The organism is Cryptosporangium sp. NPDC048952 (assembly GCF_043197895.1).
In the GTDB taxonomy this organism is placed as follows: Bacteria; Actinomycetota; Actinomycetes; order Mycobacteriales; family Cryptosporangiaceae; genus Cryptosporangium.
In genome coordinates this window covers 1-16,831 of the sequence record NZ_JBICTY010000008.1, presented here as the reverse complement: position 1 = coordinate 16,831, position 16,831 = coordinate 1, and the positions used below count along the sequence as shown (strand labels likewise).

Here is a 16,831-nt window from a genome sequence, read left to right as displayed (position 1 = left end):
GCTCGCGCGGTCCGTCCACCACACCCCAAAATGACGGCATGAGCAGTGCTGCTCCTTTATCGCCCACGGCGGGTGCCGCCGCCGCGGTCGTCCTCGTCGCGGTGCTGCTCGGCGTCGCTCTGGTTCTGCGGTCGCGGAAGCGGCGGGTCATCGTGACGCCCACCCAGCGGGCGACCTACCAGGTGCTGCACGTGGCGAGCCTGGCCGCGCCGCCGCTGCGGTCCGGCCTCACCGAGGCGACCGCGGCGAAAGCGATCCGCCCGCTGCACCAGTTGCTCGGCGGTCCGGCGGTCGGACTCGTCGCACCGGACCGGGTGCTGGCCTGGGACGGTCCCGGCGAGCACCACGCCCCTGCGGTGCTGAAGGCGCTCGAAGGCACCGGTCGCGTCGTCGCTCTGCACGCCGACGACCTGCTCTGCGACCTCCTCGAGTGCCCGGTCCGCGGCGCCGTGGTCGTCCCGCTGTCGACGGGGGAGGAGATGGCCGGCGCGCTGGTCGCGATCGTCGACACCGACCCGGTACCCGGTCTCGTCCGAGCCGCCGTCGAAACCGCCGACTGGGTGTCCGCGCAGCTGGCCGTCGCCGAGCTCGACGCCTCCCGCGAGCGGTTGGCGGAGGCGCAGTTACGCGCGCTGCGAGCCCAGATCAGCCCGCACTTCATCTACAACGCGCTGTCCGCGATCTCCGCGTTGGTGCGCACCGACCCCGATCGCGCCCGGGAGCTGATCGAGGAGTTCGCCGAATTCGTCCGCTACAGCGTCCGCGCGCACGGCGAGTACACGACGCTGGCCGAGGAGCTGCGCTCGATCGACCGCTACCTGCTGATCGAGCGGGCCCGGTTCGGCGACCGGCTCCAGGTACGCCTGCAGGTCGCGCCCGAGGTGCTGCCGGTCGTCGTCCCGTACCTGTGCCTGCAACCGCTGGTGGAGAATGCCGTCCGCCACGGGCTGGCGAGCAAGGCCGGCACCGGGACGGTCAGCATCATCGCGTCCGACGCCGGGTCGGAGTGCCTGATCAGCGTCGAGGACGACGGCGTCGGCATGGATCCAGACCAACTGAAACGCACCGACGACGAGAGCCGCAACGCACACGTCGGCCTGACTAATGTGGACGACCGACTGCGCTCGGTGTTCGGGCCCGGCTGCGGCTTGGTCGTCGAGACCGCGCCCGGAGCCGGCACGAAGGTGAGCATGCGGGTGCCGAAGTTCCAACCGGGCGTGCGTGTGGTGAGTGGGTGGGCGTCATGAAATTGCGAGTGCTCGCGGTCGACGACGAGGCCCTCCAGCTCGACGAGCTGGCCTACCTGCTCCGCGGTGACCAGGGCGTCGCCGAGGTCGTGACGGCCGGCGACACCACCGAGGCGCTGCGGCACCTCCGTGACGGGCAGGTCGACGTCGTGTTCCTCGACATCCGCATGCCGGGCCTGGACGGCATGGAGCTCGCCCGGTTACTCGGCCGCTTCGCGTCGCCGCCGGTGGTCGTCTTCGTGACGGCGCACGACGACCGCGCGGTGGACGCGTTCGACCTGGGCGCCGCCGACTACCTGCTGAAGCCGGTGCGCGCCGACCGGCTGGCCGAGGCGGTCCGGCGGGCGGCGCGGGCACGCGCGGTCAGCTCCGGTCGGCAGACGCAGCCCGAGCCGGTCGCGGACGACGTCATCCCGGTCGAGCTGGCCGGAACCACGCGGATGCTGCCGCGGTCGTCGGTTCGGTGGGTCGAGGCGCACGGCGACTACGCGCGGCTGCACACCGCCGACGGTAACCACCTCGTGCGGGTGCCGCTCTCGCTGCTCGCCGAACGCTGGGCCGACGCCGGGTTCGTCCGGATCCATCGCTCGTACCTGGTGGCGCTGCGGGTGATCGCCGAGCTCCGGTTGGGCTCGAGCGGGTACGTGGTCGTGGTGGACGGACGGGAGCTGCCGGTCAGTCGCCGCCACACTCGTGAGCTCAAGGACCGTCTGGTGCGGGCCGCGAAGACGGGGTGGCGTTGACGTGGAGGAACCTGCTCGTACGCAGCGCGTCCGCGTGGTCCTCGGTGACATGGCGCCAACGCGTCGCACTCCGCCGGTGCGGGCCGAACTCGACCAGCAGACCAACGTCGGTGAGGTCCTGGTACGCGGGCTGGTGCGGGCTCAGCTGGGTCTCGCGGTGCGGATCGCGGCGCTGGTCGCGCTGACCGTCGGCTCGCTGCCGCTGCTGTTCGCGCTGTTCCCGGCGCTCGCCGAGGTGACGCTGTTCGGCGTCCGCCTGCCGTGGCTGTTGCTCGGCGTCGCCGCGTACCCGCTGTTCGTCGGTGCCGGGTGGATCTACACCCGGGGCGCCGAACGCAACGAGCGCGACTTCGTCGAACTGGTCGAAAGATCGTGAACGTGTGCCCCAGCGGCCGCCGCCGCTTCGCAGCTGCGACCACCTCATGAATGTCGCCGGGCTGGTGGCCGTGGTCGCGGTCACGCTGGCGACGATCTCGCTGGGCCTCTACGGCGTCCGCCTGGCCCGCACCACGAGCGACTTCCTCGTCGCCAGCCGCGCGGTGAGCCCGACCTGGAACGCGGCCGCGATCAGCGGCGAGTACCTGTCGGCCGCCAGCTTCCTCGGCATCGCCGGCCTGGTCATGAAGAACGGCATCGACATGCTCTGGTACCCGGTCGGGTTCGCCGCCGGGTACCTCGCGCTGCTGCTGTTCGTCGCCGCCCCGCTGCGCCGCTCGGGCGCCTACACGCTGCCGGACTTCGCCGAGACGCGCCTCTCCTCGCCGCGGTTGCGATCGCTGACGACCGCGTTCGTCGTCTTCATCGGCTGGTTCTACCTGGTGCCCCAGCTACAGGGGGCCGGGCTGACGCTGGGCACCGTGACCGGCGCGCCCTACTGGGTCGGCGCGGTCGGCGTCGCGATCGTCGTCACCGCGAACGTCGCCGGCGGCGGCATGCGCTCGATCACGTTCGTGCAGGCGTTCCAGTACTGGCTCAAGCTCACCGCGATCGTGTTCCCGGTCGCCGTCCTGCTCCTCGCGTGGCAAGCCGACCAGCGTGCCGAGCTCACCCCGCCGACCGCCCCGACGTTCCGGGCCGCGACCGACGTCGACGTTCGCGCGCCGGTGCAGGTCGAGGTGACCGAGCCGGTGACGATCCGGGTAGACGGCCGGGTCGACGGCGGCGAGCGGGCCGGCACGGCCACGCTGAACCCGGGCACGCACGAGCTCGGCCCGGCCACTGTGACGTTCCCGGCCGACGCCACGGTGCCGCACCTGGTCGGCCTCGCCGCGCGGAACGGCACCGCCTGGCTCACCCCGTCGACGACCGGCGGATCGACGCTGTTCGGCGTCTACTCGCTGATCCTCGCCACGTTCCTGGGGACGATGGGCCTGCCCCACGTCCTCGTGCGCTTCTACACGAACCCCGACGGCGCGGCGGCCCGCCGGACGACGCTGGTCGTGCTGGGCCTGCTCGGCACGTTCTATCTGTTCCCGGCGATCTACGGAGCGCTCGGGCGGATCTACACGCCCGAGCTGTTCATGACCGGCAACACCGATGCGGTCGTCCTCGTGCTGCCCGGTGCGATGCTCGACGGGTTCGCGGCCTCGCTGGTCGGTGGCCTGGTGGCGGCGGGGGCGTTCGCGGCGTTCCTGTCGACGGCGTCGGGTCTGCTCGTCGCGGTGGCCGGTGTGCTCGCCACCGACGTGCTCGGTACACCCGACGTCAGCCGGTCCGCCGGTTCGGTGGCCGGCTTCCGCTGGGCGGCGGTCCTCGCGGGTGCGGTGCCGACAGTGCTCGCGCTCCAGCTGCACGGTCTCGACGTGTCCCAGGTGGTGGGACTGGCGTTCGCGGTCGCGGCGTCGAGCTTCTGTCCACTGCTGGTACTCGGTATCTGGTGGCGTGGGCTCACCGACGCCGGAGCGGCTGCCGGTCTGCTGGTGGGAGGTGGCGCCGCCGCGGTCGCGGTGCTGCTCGCCGTGGCCGGTCCGACGCTCACCGGGTGGCCGGCCGCGCTGGTGGCCCAGCCCGCCGCCTGGACGGTTCCCCTGGCATTCGCAGTGATGGTTACGGTGTCCATGGTGACGCGGCGCAGAATTCCCGCGAACGTCGGAGCAATGATGCTTCGCCTACACGCACCAGAGTCACTTCGTCACTGATAGTTGTGGTCTTGTCGAACGTTTCGAGGAAAATCGCCCTGTACCCCAGAATGGTGATTCCAGTACGGGGAAACCTCTTCCGAACGGCAGCAAACAGACGCTATACCCAAGGCATTCACAGTCGTGGCGAGGCGCGCGACCCGAGAGGACGGGAACCATGCACCGTTTCCGCGATGCCACCCAGGGTGGATCCGTGCGGCGCACCGGCCGTTCCCAGCTATCCGAAGGGATGCGCGCGCAACACGACCCGCTGACCGCGGGGTTGCCGTGGTACGGCTGGCTGTTCGACCGCATCCTCGCCCACACGCCGGACGTCGCGGCGGTGCTCGAGGTCGGCGCTGGCGCCGGGTTGCTCTGGACGTACAACTACGACCGTCTGCCGATGGCCTGGTGGGTCTGGCTCACCGACACCAATCCCGACGCCGTGACCGAACTGCGCAACGCGGTCGACGGTGCCCCGCAGGTCACCGTCACTCAGGGAGAGCTCGCCGACCTGCCGCTCGGTGACTCGGCGTTCGACACCGTCGTCGCGAACCACCTGCTGGAGGTGCTCGACGACCCGATGCCCGCGCTGGACGAGTTCGATCGGGTGCTGCGGCCGGGTGGGTCGATCGTGCTCGCCGCCGACGGCCCCACGCACCTCATCGAGCTCGACCGGCTCTTAGCGGGTCGGGTCGTGGGGTGGCGTCCGCTCGACGTGCCGCGGTTCCACCTCGGGAACGGCGCGCTGGTGCTGGCCGACCGCTTCGCCGGGGTACGCCAGGAACGCTTCTCCGACGGGTTCCGCCTGGTCGACCCGAGTGCGGTGATGACGCTCCTGACGGCCGTGTGCGGGCCGCGGCTCTCCGCCGAGCACGCCGCGGAGATCCGGGCCGAAGTAGCCGCCGTGATCGACCGCGACGGTCACTTCCACCTCACCACGGATACCGGTTTGTTCGTCGCCACCGCGCGTTAGAGAGCTGATCAGCGGGCATCAAGAAGAGATGACACCGGTACGCTTCGCTGCCCGCATGCTGTTGGGCTACACGTTCGTCCGTGGGGGCTACGCCGCGCTGCGTGACCCCGAGGAATCCGCGGAAGCCGTGCGGCCACTGATCGAGCGCGTCTCCAACCAGTTCCCGTCGGTTCCCAAGGACCCGTCGACGGTGGTCCGCGCGACGGGCGCCATCCAGATCCTGGCCGGCACCACGCTCGCGCTCGGCCGCGCTCCTCGGCTCTCGGCGCTCCTGCTCGCCGGCTCGCTGGTTCCGGCCGGCGGCATCCTGCCGCACAAGTCGTCCGACGCCACGCCGGAGACCAAGGCCCGCCAGCGCGCCGAGTTCGAGAAGAACCTCGCCGTGCTGGGTGGGCTCGTGCTCGCCGCAGTCGACACCCAGGGGCGCCCGAGCATGTCGTGGCGGGCCCGGCGTGCCGCGAAGGACGCCCGCAAGGCGACCGAGCACGCCGCCAAGTCGGCCCGGAAGTCGACCGGACACGCGGCGAAATCCGCGCGGAAGTCGACCGAGCACGCCGCGAAGCTCGCTCGGGAGAAACTCCCGGTCTGACAATCGATTCCGGTTCCGGGCGTCTGGGTGGAGGACTTAGTGGCTGGGAGACCGTCCGGCGCTGTGACCCAGGCCACTGAGCGCAGCCGCGTGACCGCTCGTCGCAACTAGGTGCACACGCAGCGTCCGGACCGGTCAAGCACCCTTAGCGTGCGGGCACCCACTCTGATCACCGGGGAGGTGCCCGCATGTCCACCGATGTCCAGCCGACGGACGCCGACGCTCCAGACGAACGCGCCGCCCGCGCGCTCGCGATGCAGTCGAGTCCGGAATTCACCGAGCTACGCCGCACGATCCGCCGCTTCATCTTCCCGATGACCGTGGCTTTCCTGGTCTGGTACCTGCTCTACGTCCTGCTGTCCGCCTACGCGCGTGACTTCATGGCCACCAAGGTCGTCGGCAACATCAACATCGCCTTCGTCTTCGGCGTGTTGCAGTTCGTCTCGACGTTCCTCATCGCGTGGCTGTACTCGCGCTACGCCGCGCAGAAGTTCGACCCGCTCGCCACGCAGATCAAGGCCGAGCTCGATGCCGAGACGGCGTCGGTCGCCTCACCCACTCCGACCGCTTCCACCTCTTCGGAGGGGAAGGTCAAGTCGGAGAGCAAGGACGACACCACCGCGTCGGGGGAGGCAGCTGAATGACCGTCGACACGATCCTCGCCGCGGAGGCGAGCGGCACGAGCTCCGGCGCCAGGACGCTCACGATCGTCCTGTTCATCATCTTCGTCGCCGCGACGCTCGGCATCACGATCTGGGCCAGCCGGCAGACCCGTACCGCCACGGACTTCTACGCGGGCGGACGCAGCTTCTCCGGCTTCCAGAACGGCCTGGCCATCGGCGGCGACTACATGTCGGCGGCGTCGTTCCTCGGCATCGCCGGCATCATCGCGCTGAACGGGTACGACGGCTTCCTGTACTCGATCGGCTTCCTCGTGGCCTGGCTGGTCGCGCTGCTGCTCGTCGCCGAGCCGCTGCGCAACTCCGGCCGCTTCACGATGGCCGACGTGCTGTCGTTCCGGATGCGCCAGCGGCCGGTGCGCACCGCCGCCTCGCTCTCCACGATCGTCGTCTCGATCTTCTACCTGCTCGCGCAGATGGTCGGCGCAGGTGCGCTGGTGGCCCTCCTGCTCGGCATCAAGGCCGGGGAGACGTTCCTCGGCATGACCGCCGACACGGCCAAGATCGTCACGATCGTGCTGGTCGGCGCGCTGATGATCGTCTACGTCACGGTCGGCGGCATGAAGGGCACCACCTGGGTGCAGATCGTCAAGGCCGCGCTGCTGATGACCGGCGCCGCCCTGATGACCGTGCTCGTGCTGTGGAAGTTCAACTTCAACATCTCGACGATGCTCGGCGAGGCGGCCGAGGCCTCCGGCAAGGGGACGGCGTTCCTCGAACCGGGCCTGCGCTACGGCGTCGAGACCGCCGGCGATGCGACGAAGACGCTGATCAGCAAGCTCGACCTGATCAGCCTCGGCCTCGCGCTGGTGCTCGGCACCGCGGGTCTGCCGCACATCCTGATCCGCTTCTACACCGTGCCGACCGCCCGGGCGGCCCGGACGTCGGTCAACTGGGCGATCACCCTGATCGGGATCTTCTACCTGATGACGCTGGCGCTCGGCTTCGGTGCCGCGGCGCTCGTCGGTGGGAAGGCGATCGCGGCCCAGGACGCGGCAGGCAACACCGCGGCACCACAGCTGGCCGAGGAGCTCGGCAAGGAGTACGCGGGCGACAGCGGCGGAGCGATCCTGCTCGCGGTCATCGCCGCGGTGGCGTTCGCGACGATCCTCGCGGTGGTCGCCGGCCTGACGCTGGCGTCCAGCTCGTCGCTCGCGCACGACTTCTACGCCAACGTGATCAAGCGCGGCCAGGTCGACGAGCGGCAGGAGGTCAACGTCGCGAAGATCTCCGCGTTCGTGATCGGTGCGATCTCGATCGTCCTGGCGATCTTCGCGCAACAGCTGAACGTGGCGTTCCTCGTCGCGTTGGCGTTCGCGGTGGCGGCGTCGGCGAACCTGCCGGCGATCCTGCTCTCGCTGTTCTGGAAGCGATTCAACACCACCGGTGCGACCGCCGGCATCTACGGCGGCCTGATCGCTGCCGTCGTACTGGTGTTCTTCTCACCGGTCGTGTCCGGCAAGGGCGTGAGCCCGACGACCGGCAAGAGCCTGTCGCTGTTCCCCGCGGACGTCGACTTCCACTGGTTCCCGCTGGACAACCCCGGTCTGGTCTCTATCCCGATCGGGTTCGCCTGCGCGATCATCGGTACGTACCTGTCGAAGGAGCGCGACGAGGAGAAGTGGGCCGAGCTCGAGGTCCGGTCGCTGACCGGTTCGGGCGCGGTCTGAGCCTCTGATCCTTCCCCGCCACGTGGCGGCGTCTCACCCCTCGTCCGGGAGGGTGGGACGCCGCCACTTTGGTTTGGTTTCCGCCGTGTTGGCAGGGCATCACGCCGCTGGGCACCCCGGGCTGCGTTCGTTTCCGGGCGGCCTGGGTACCCTGGGCCGAACCACAGCCGACACACCTGGGGCGGTCGCACGCAGATGGCACAGCGGTACGGAACCGGCGACCGAATCTTGCTGACGGGCGGTGCCGGGTTCGTCGGATCCCATCTCAGCGACGCGCTGCTCGCCCGCGGGGCCGAAGTCGTCATCGTCGACAACTTCGTGACCGGCAGCCGCGAGAACATCGCGCACCTGGTCGACGAGCCCCGATTCACCCTGGTCGAGGCCGACGTGATCGAGGGCCTCCCGGTCACCGGCCGGTTCGATGCGGTGCTGCACTTCGCCTCACCGGCGTCACCGACCGACTTCGAGAAGCTCGCGTTCGAGGTCATGAAGGTCAACTCGGCCGGCACGTTCCACTGCCTGGAGCTCGCCCGCGAGCAGGGCGCCCGGCTCGTCCTGGCGTCCACCTCCGAGGCGTACGGCGACCCCGAGGTGCACCCGCAGCCGGAGACCTACCGGGGCAACGTCAACCCGGTCGGGCCCCGCTCGGTCTACGACGAGGCCAAGCGGTTCGCCGAGGCCGCGGCCGCCGGTTACCGCCGCATCCACGACGTCGACACCGGCATCGTCCGGATCTTCAACACGTACGGGCCGCGCATGCGGCCGGACGACGGCCGGGCGATCCCGACGTTCGTGTCGCAGGCGCTGGCCGGCGCACCGATCACCGTGCACGGCACCGGCGGTCAGACGCGGTCGATCTGCTACGTCTCCGACCTGGTCGACGGCATCCTCGCGATGCTCGACTCGAACGAGCCCGGCCCGGTCAACCTCGGCAGCGAGCACGAGCTGACGATGCGCGAGCTGGCCGAGACGATCGTCGAGTTGACCGGCTCGCGGTCCACGATCAGCTACCTGCCGCGGCCGACCGACGACCCGGAGCTGCGCCGCCCCGACCTGACGCGCGCCCGTGAGCTGCTGAACTTCGCACCCGCGGTGAGTCCGGCGGACGGCCTGGCCCGCACCATCGAGTGGTTCGCCTCGCACTCGACTGTCGGTTCTCCGACGTCGGCGCTCTGACCTGCGAAAACCCTCGTTAGGGGTGCGCTGGTACGTCAGCAGCGCAACAGTTCTCCTCGACTGCCGTCTATACGCTGAATTTCGTCCGACACAGGCGATACAGCGAAAGACGACCCCCACAGCGAGGAGCCAACCCCGTGGCGCGCACCGAACCCCCCGCGTCGAAACCACGCGTCACCCGCGGCACCGTCTACGGCAATCCCGGCGGAGCCGGCCCCCTCACCGCGCCCCGCAAGGCAAAGCCCCGCTGGGGCCGGATCGCCCTCGTGATCGGCGCTCTGGTCGCCGTGATCCTCCTCGTGGTGGCCGGCTGCGGCGTCGCGTACGTCACCGGCCTGGACGAGAAGCTGCACCGCACCGACGCGTTCTCCGGCCTCGACGACCGGCCGGGCAAGTCCGTCGGCGGAACCCAGAACATCCTGTTCCTCGGCTCGGACTCCCGCGACGGCGCCGACTACGACCCGAACGGGTCACCGAAGACCGGCGGCGCGAGCAAGAACGAGCGCAGCGACGCGATCATGGTTCTGCACATCCCGGCGGACCACAAGAAGGCGTACATCATCTCGATCCCCCGGGACACCTACGTCTCCGTGCCGGAACTCGACGGCCACGGCGGCGCCCGGGCCAAGATCAACGCGGCGTTCTCGTGGGGCGGCATCCCGCTCACCGTGAAGACCGTCGAGAACTTCACCGGCGTGAAGATCGACCACGTCGTGAAGATCGACTTCAACGGCTTCAAGGACATGACGAACGCGCTGGGCGGCGTCGACGTCACGGTCAACAAGACCGTCACCGACCCGCGCAGCAAGCGGACGTTCAAGGCCGGGGTGAACCACCTGGACGGGGATGCCGCGCTCGACTACGTCCGCCAGCGCTACGGCCTGCCCAACGGTGACTTCGACCGGGTCCAGCGTCAGCAGATCTTCCTCCGGGCGCTGATGCAGAAGGCCACCGACTCCGGCACGCTGACCAACCCGGTGAAGCTGAAGAACTTCTTGGACGCCTCGACTAAGTCCCTGACCGTGGACAACGACTTCTCGCTCAAGGACATGGCGCTGGAGTTCCGCAGCCTGCGCCCGGGGGACATCTCGTTCATCACCTCGCCGCACCTCGGGTCGCAGGAGGTCGACGGCCAGAGCGTCGTCGTCTCGGACAAGGAGAAGGCGATCGCGCTGTGGAGCGCGGTGGAGAAGGACAGCGTGGGCGAGTGGCTGGCCGCGAATCCGGCCAACAACGCTACGCGCGGTAGGTGACACCGGCACGACCAGGGCCGTCGCTCGCTGTTACGCGCCTAGACGTACGACAGCGAGCGGCGGTTCAACTAATCAACCGAACGCATCGACATTTCGGTCGTTCGCATCGGCCCGTCCCGCTAATCGCCAACTGTCTGGCCGAAAACTACCCCGGAGTAGTGCTGAGTCGTTACAGTACTGGCGTCCTGGCAGTCTCATGACCGTCGCTCGAGAGGACGCACAGAGGCCACCGTGGGTAGGCACGCGAACGGCGACACGCCGACCGGAGTTCTTTTCGTCAAACCCGACGACCCGAAGTTCCGACGGGCAGCGGGTGGGCGCAAGACCGGCAAGATCCCCAGGATCAAGCCGCCGTCCGCCGACACCGGTTTCCTGCCGGCTCAGTCGGCACCGTCCGCACCGGGCGCGGCGACCGCGATGATCCCAGCGCAGCGTCGGGTACCCGAGCAGGCTCCGCCGCGGGTCGCGGTCGCGGTCGCTGTTCCGAGTCCGCGCATTCCTCCGCAGCGCGGGCCGGTCAGTGCCCCGCCGGTGCAGCAGCGCCGCCCGGTTCCCCAGGTGCAGATGAACATGCGCCTGGCGCCGCCGCCGATGCGGGCTCCGCTCCAGGAGTCCGAGGACGAGTCGCCGCGGTCGCTCCCCACGTGGACGAAGATCTGCGTGGTGCTCGGCGCGGTGCTGATCCTGGTCGGATTCGGTGGGCTGGGCGCCGCATACGCGGTCAACCAGCAGGCCGATCCCACCACTGCGGGCACCAGCGAGCTCATCCAGCGCTGAAGCTGACAGTCCGGCCCTACACCCCCCGCCCACCCGCCCTCGTTCGGAAATAAGCCAGACTTACCTCATGGTGCAGCCGTCGATTCCCGCAGACGTTCCCGATGTCACGCCCGACTCCTTGGGCGACGACATCTACCTGCTCGACGTCCGTGAGCAGGACGAGTGGGACGCCGGCCACGCGCCGCACGCCCATCACATCCCGATGTACGAGATCCCGCATCGGCTGGCCGAGGTGCCGACCGTCGGTGACGTCGTCGTGGTGTGCCGGGTCGGTGGTCGGTCGGCGCAGGTAGCCGCGTATCTCGCCGCGCAGGGCTGGGAGAACGTCGCGAACCTGTACGGCGGGATGCTCGCCTGGGAGCGGTCCGGCCGGGCCGTGGTCGCGGACACGGGCTTGCCCGCTCGCGTCCTCTGAGCCCGTTCGCCTGGTTAGTCACTTTTCGTTCACCAAAGGGTGACGCAGTGTTTCCAGGCGTACCCCCTTCCCCTCCAGCCACTCAGCTATCTTTTTTGCCGTGCGATTCGACGACCCGCTGGTCGTGGCCCATCGAGGGTCTTCCTTTCTGCTCGCCGAGCACACGCTGGCCGCCTACGAAAAGGCGCTGGTAGAGGGTGCTGACGGCCTCGAGTGTGACGTCCGGCTGACCCGCGACGGCCACCTCGTCTGCGTCCACGACCGTCGGCTCGAACGGACGTCCAACGGATGGGGCGCCGTCAGCGACCGGTCGCTGCAGGACCTGCATTCGCTCGACTTCGGCGGGTGGAAAATCGACCTGCCGGAGTCGGCCGACGCGCTGGTCGCCAGGGGTCGGGACCTCGACTACCGACTTCCCCACCTCGATGACGACAAGATCCGCGACGCCGAGCGTCGGGTGCTGACGTTCGACCGGCTGCTCGAGCTGTTCGTCGACTCGGGCCGGCAGGTACAGCTCTACGTCGAGACCAAGCACCCCACCCGCTGGGGCGGACTGGTCGAGCAGCGTGTCGTCGCCAGCCTGCGCCGCTTCGGGCTGGTGCCGCGGTACCGGTCCCCGGACGTCGCCGACTCCACTGTCGTCGTCATGTCGTTCTCGCCGATGGCGGTCCGGCGGTTGCGCGAGCTCGCGCCCACGCTGCCCGCCGTCATGCTGTTCGACGGCATTCCGCGGCTCTACCGGGAAGGCACGCTGCCGTTCGGGGCGACGATCGCCGGGCCGGGGCTGCACGTGCTGCGGTCCAGGCCCCGCTTCGCCGAGCGCATCCACGACGCGGGCAACCAGCTCTACGTCTGGACCGTCGACGAGCCCGAGGACATCGAGTTCGTCGTCGGACTGGGCGCCGACATGGTCGCGACCAACCGCCCGGCACGTCTGCTGAGCCACCTGGACCGCAAAGTCCACTAAGCCCTGTCCTGCGGATCTCGCTCGCAGCCGTAGCCGAGCATGGATCCGCAGGACAGGGCCTAGGGCACGATGGGGGCGTGCTGCCATCGCTGGACGCCGCGGAGGCGTTCCGGTCCGTCACCCGGATCCTCGACGACGTCGCCGGTCGCCCGGCCGAGCTGTCCGCGCTCGGGCGGGTGCTGGACGCGCTCCAGGAGCTGGTCGGCGGGGTCGGTGCCGCGTTCCTGTTGAGCGAGCCCGGTGCGCTGCGGGTCGTCGCCGCCGGCGAGAGCGTCAGTTGGATGGCCGGGCTGCGGTTACCGCTGTCGGGCTCGTCGTTCTCGCGCCTGTTCGGCGGCCCGCATCGCACGATCGAGTTCGGCGTGGACGACGCGACCCCGCTGATCCGCGACGACCTGCGCGAACATCACTGCGACTGGATCCTGATGACGCGGGTCGTCCGCCGGTTCGGTCCGCTGGGGGCGCTCGCCGTCGCCCTCGAGTCGCCACGTGACGGGCGGCTGGAGACCGAACGGGCCGTTCTCGAATGCTTCGCCGCCGGTGTCGGTGCACTCGCGCTGATGCGCCCCGATCGGCTGCCCGAACCGATCGGCACGGTGGCGGCCGCCGTACCCGAGGGCCTGGCGGTGGCGGACGTCGGCGGGCTCGTCCAGGCCTGGAACCCCGCAGCGGAGGAGATCACCGGTCGCTCGGCGCAGACGATGCTCAACGAGCCCCTGCCGTTCCCGATCCCGGTGCCCGGTCAGGTGGGTCAGCACCGACTGGCCAACGGCCGCTGGGTCGAGGCCCGGTGCGCCGCGCTCGACGCCGCCCGCCGCGTCGTCACGTTCTACGACATCAGCGAGGCCCGACGACAGGACGAGGCGCAGAACCTCTTCCTCGCGACCGCCAGCCACGAACTGCGAACGCCGCTCACGATCGTCCGCGGGTACGCCGAAACGCTCGTCACCCGGTGGGACCAGCTCGACGACGCCGGGCGCCGCGGCGCCGCCGACGTGATCGTGGCCCGCAGCAGGCAGCTCGCGGACCTCGTCGATCGACTGCTCAGTGGTGACCGCGCGGGTGGAACGCCGCAGCCCCCGACCCACCCGTTCGACCTGCGCACCACGTTGGCTTCCGCGCTCGCGTCCGCACCCGCCAGCGAGGACGGCCACCGGCTCCGGACCCGGATCCCGGCGACACTGCCGGCGGCGGTCGGTGAGGCCGACACGATTCCGACGATCGTCACCGAGCTGCTGACGAACGCCTACAAGTACTCGCCGGACGGTGGCGACGTGGAGGTCACCGCCGGGGCCGACGGAGCCTCGGTGTGGTTCCGCGTTGCCGACCGGGGGATCGGCGTACCGCCCGAGCAGACCGAGTCGGTGTTCACGCGGTTCTGGCAGGTCGACCGCGGCGACCAGCGACGGTTCGGCGGCGTCGGGTTGGGGCTGTACATCATCAGGCAGCTGCTCGACCGGCAGGGCGGCTGGGTCTCGCTGCGCCCGCGGGAAGGCGGCGGCACGGTGATCGAAGTACGTCTGCGCCGTGCGGGGCATCCGACTGTCGGACCCTCGTCGTAGGCTCCTGCCGACCGAAGTCAGCAGTGAGGAGCGGTTGTGGGCAAGCGGGGACGCGAGCGTCGCGAGAAGAGGGTCAGGGAAGTCTTCGTCGGGCGTCCGTTCGAAGGGTTGGCGACCGAGGCGGAGTGGGTCGCGCTCCGCGAGCTGGTACCAGCGGCGACCGCACCACTGGCACTCAAAGACCACCCCGACCGGCCGGTCGTGCTGACCACGGTGCTGCCGATGGCGCTCCCGGCCCTGGTCAAGCCCGACGGCCGGATCTTCCTGTCGGTGCAGATGCCGGCCCGGTCCGGCGACCTCAGCCGTGACGTCGCGGCCGTGCTCGAAGACGCGCTACTCGCGGAACCCGGGAACTACGTCGGTGCGTCCGGCCTTCCGGAGCCCGGTCCCCGCCTGCAGGACATGCTTGCTGACGACGGGCGGCTCGACGTCACCGTGCACGAGACGTTCGACTACTGGCTCGACGAGCCCCGCCCCGACGACCCGGAGATCACGGGGAGCCTCGAACAGGCGAACTCGTCGATCCTGCCGACGGTCGCCGTCACCACCGCACCGGCCGCGTACTGGTGCCAGGTGACGGAGAAGGCGCACCTGCGGTGGGTGCTCCCCGAGGCGGAAGACGTCGCGCTCGACGCGCTCGCCCGGCTGCAGGCCGCGGGTGATCTCGCGCTCGGCTCGACCGGCCGGTACGTCGGCGCTTTCCGTGCGCACGGTCTCTTGGCGCCGGTATGGGATCTGCCCCGCGACCCCGAGCCCGCGGAGTACGAGCAGCCCCTGGCCGATCTCGCCAAGCGCTACGCGGACGCGGTGTCGGTCACCGATCCGCTGAACGCTGCCGAGCGTCGCGCCCGCGACGGCCTTCGCGGGCGCCAGCTCACGCTGCGCTAATCACGGCTTGGGAGGGGGTCGCGGACGATCGGGCACGACATGCACCTCGGTCCACCGCGACCCGACCCCAGCTCGCTGCCCGGAATCCTGATCACCTCGATGCCGGCGTCTTCCAGCTGCGCATTCGTCTCGACGTTCCGCTCGTAGGCGACCGCCAGCCGGGGGGCGAGGCACAGGGTGTTGTTGCCGTCGTCCCACTGCTCGCGCTCGGCGGTCACTGGGTCGAGCCCGGTGGGGATCACGCGCAGCCGTTCCAGGCCCATCGCCTCCGCGGCCGCGGCGAGGAACGGCACCGGACCGCTCACCGTCGGCTCGCCGTCGTGACCCGCCGTCAGCCGGTACGCCATGAGCGTGTCGGCCACGGCGGGGTAGGCGACGACCGCGTCCAGGTCGACCATCGTGCAGACCGTGTCGAGGTGCATGGTCGCGCGCTGCTGAGCGATCGGAACGGCCAGCACGGTGTGGGCCGTGCTCGATCGTCCATCCGCGAACAGTCGGTTCGCCAGTCGCTCGGCCCCGGCAGGCGTGGTGCGCTCACCGACGCCGACAGCGACAACGCCGGGCGCGAGCAGCAGGACGTCGCCGCCTTCGAGCGGTTCGAGGTCACGGCCGTACAGGGACGGCGAACCCGCGAAGCGCGGGTGCCAGCGGTAGATCGTGCCGGTGATCGTGCTTTCGCGCAGGCGTGCGGGCATAGCCATGCTCATCACCGCGGACGCGCCGCGGATCCAGACGCTCGAGTCGCGGGTGAAGAGTGTGTTCGGCAGGGGCTCGAGCACGAAGTCGTACTGGTCCATCAGCTGGTAGGTGAGCCCGGAGCCGTTGCGGAGCTCCTCGTGCGCGAGGCCCGCGATGACAGTTGCGGCGAGGTGCTCGGCGTCCAGCTCCTGGAGATGGTCGGACACCCGCCGCCGGAGCGTGTCGCCCCACCGCCGGTCACCGAGCAGAGATTCGGAGATCTCCTTGCGTGCGCCGGGGTCGGCGAGCGCTTCGGCGAGCAGCCGGTCGACGTAGAGAACCTCGACGTCGTGCGCGCGCAGTGCCTCGGCGAAAGCGTCGTGCTCCTCCTGGGCTCTGTCGACCCAGGGGATGCCGTCGAACAACAGGGAGCCGTTGTTGCGAGGAGTGAGTCGTCGGAGCTCCGGGCCCGGTCGATGGAGCATGACCGTTCGGAGCCGGCCCACCTCACTGTCGACGTAGGGCCGCGGCCGGTCGGTAAGGGGAAGCTCGAGGTCTGACACGCCGGAAGGTTACCCAGCCGTACGCGTTCCACCACGTGGGACGAAAGACCGGGCTGATGAGGACGATGTGGCGGCGGAGGCGGTCACCTCGGGAACGCGACTGGACCTTGGGAACGGTCGGCAAGCCTCTGACCAGTCGATTTGCAGATGGCATGGGCCTCTGCCTAAAGTTCTGCCTGTCGCCGCGAGCGGGTCGAAAGATTCACCGCAGCGACGCGGATCGGAAACCAGCGTATGCAGGTGGACGAACCAACGGGCGGTTGCAGAGCCGACACAGAAGTTTTTACAACTTCCGGGTTGACGAAGCGAGACCGACCGGGGTAGGTTGGAGGGGTTGCTGCGGGCGGAGCGGCGCGGACGAAAGTCCAGCGCGACGCGAATCCGACTAGATGCAGCTAACCACAGTAAGAAGCCCTGAGTGAAACCCTAGCGGGTGGATCCGGTGCGCGTGTGTTGTTTGAGAACTCAACAGTGTGTTTGAAAGTTAGTGCCAGATGTTTGACCTCGGCTCACCTTTTTTGGTGGGTTCA

General features: G+C 69.7%; 16 protein-coding genes. 15 read left to right on the top strand and 1 reads right to left on the bottom strand.

Translation table 11 applies throughout. The features are described from left to right. Positions 1-38 precede the first annotated feature (38 nt). The 15 genes from ACGFY5_RS36870 to ACGFY5_RS36800 all read left to right on the top strand — a co-directional run bounded on the left by ACGFY5_RS36870 (position 39) and on the right by ACGFY5_RS36800 (position 15,060). On the top strand, positions 39-1,247 hold the full coding sequence (locus ACGFY5_RS36870) for a sensor histidine kinase (RefSeq protein ID WP_392727910.1): 1,209 nt from the start codon (positions 39-41) through the stop codon (positions 1,245-1,247). After that, positions 1,244-1,990 carry a LytR/AlgR family response regulator transcription factor gene (locus tag ACGFY5_RS36865; protein ID WP_392727908.1) on the top strand — a complete coding sequence of 249 codons (747 nt, stop codon included), beginning with the start codon at positions 1,244-1,246 and terminating at the stop codon, positions 1,988-1,990. Before ACGFY5_RS36870 ends, ACGFY5_RS36865 begins: the two co-directional genes overlap by 4 nt. Before the next feature lies 1 nt (position 1,991). Continuing rightward, positions 1,992-2,366 carry a hypothetical protein gene (locus tag ACGFY5_RS36860; RefSeq protein ID WP_392727905.1) on the top strand — a complete coding sequence of 125 codons (375 nt, stop codon included), beginning with the start codon at positions 1,992-1,994 and terminating at the stop codon, positions 2,364-2,366. Positions 2,367-2,412: 46 nt separating this feature from the next. Further along, on the top strand, positions 2,413-4,128 hold the full coding sequence (locus ACGFY5_RS36855) for a cation acetate symporter (RefSeq protein WP_392729053.1): 1,716 nt from the start codon (positions 2,413-2,415) through the stop codon (positions 4,126-4,128). 157 nt (positions 4,129-4,285) lie between these two features. Then, positions 4,286-5,083 carry a class I SAM-dependent methyltransferase gene (locus tag ACGFY5_RS36850; RefSeq protein ID WP_392727902.1) on the top strand — a complete coding sequence of 266 codons (798 nt, stop codon included), beginning with the start codon at positions 4,286-4,288 and terminating at the stop codon, positions 5,081-5,083. A gap of 28 nt (positions 5,084-5,111) precedes the next feature. After that, on the top strand, positions 5,112-5,672 hold the full coding sequence (locus tag ACGFY5_RS36845) for a DoxX family membrane protein (protein WP_392727900.1): 561 nt from the start codon (positions 5,112-5,114) through the stop codon (positions 5,670-5,672). 188 nt (positions 5,673-5,860) lie between these two features. Next, positions 5,861-6,316, top strand: coding sequence for a DUF485 domain-containing protein (locus tag ACGFY5_RS36840; RefSeq protein WP_392727898.1), 456 nt, complete (start codon positions 5,861-5,863; stop codon positions 6,314-6,316). Further along, entirely contained in the window at positions 6,313-8,022 is a 1,710-nt protein-coding gene (locus ACGFY5_RS36835; RefSeq protein ID WP_392727896.1) for a cation acetate symporter, read from the top strand. Before ACGFY5_RS36840 ends, ACGFY5_RS36835 begins: the two co-directional genes overlap by 4 nt. A 195-nt stretch (positions 8,023-8,217) precedes the next feature. Next, positions 8,218-9,198, top strand: coding sequence for an NAD-dependent epimerase/dehydratase family protein (locus tag ACGFY5_RS36830; protein ID WP_392727893.1), 981 nt, complete (start codon positions 8,218-8,220; stop codon positions 9,196-9,198). A gap of 137 nt (positions 9,199-9,335) precedes the next feature. Continuing rightward, positions 9,336-10,451, top strand: coding sequence for an LCP family protein (locus ACGFY5_RS36825; protein WP_392727891.1), 1,116 nt, complete (start codon positions 9,336-9,338; stop codon positions 10,449-10,451). Positions 10,452-10,682: 231 nt separating this feature from the next. After that, positions 10,683-11,228 (top strand): hypothetical protein, encoded by a 546-nt coding sequence (locus ACGFY5_RS36820; RefSeq protein WP_392727888.1) that lies wholly within the window; start codon positions 10,683-10,685, stop codon positions 11,226-11,228. 67 nt (positions 11,229-11,295) lie between these two features. After that, positions 11,296-11,643, top strand: coding sequence for a rhodanese-like domain-containing protein (locus tag ACGFY5_RS36815; protein WP_392727886.1), 348 nt, complete (start codon positions 11,296-11,298; stop codon positions 11,641-11,643). Between the two features lie 100 nt (positions 11,644-11,743). After that, the gene (locus ACGFY5_RS36810; protein ID WP_392727884.1) at positions 11,744-12,610 is read left to right on the top strand and encodes a glycerophosphodiester phosphodiesterase family protein; all 867 of its coding nucleotides are present in this window, start codon (positions 11,744-11,746) and stop codon (positions 12,608-12,610) included. Between the two features lie 77 nt (positions 12,611-12,687). After that, positions 12,688-14,172: an ATP-binding protein gene (locus ACGFY5_RS36805; protein WP_392727882.1), complete on the top strand. Its 1,485-nt coding sequence runs from the start codon at positions 12,688-12,690 to the stop codon at positions 14,170-14,172. 36 nt (positions 14,173-14,208) lie between these two features. Beyond that, positions 14,209-15,060: a DUF5926 family protein gene (locus ACGFY5_RS36800; RefSeq protein WP_392727880.1), complete on the top strand. Its 852-nt coding sequence runs from the start codon at positions 14,209-14,211 to the stop codon at positions 15,058-15,060. Here the strand turns inward: ACGFY5_RS36800 and ACGFY5_RS36795 are convergent. Then, positions 15,057-16,301, bottom strand: coding sequence for an arginine deiminase (locus ACGFY5_RS36795; RefSeq protein ID WP_392727878.1), 1,245 nt, complete (start codon positions 16,299-16,301; stop codon positions 15,057-15,059). The two genes, ACGFY5_RS36800 and ACGFY5_RS36795, sit on opposite strands and share 4 nt — an antisense overlap. Positions 16,302-16,831: the final 530 nt, after the last annotated feature.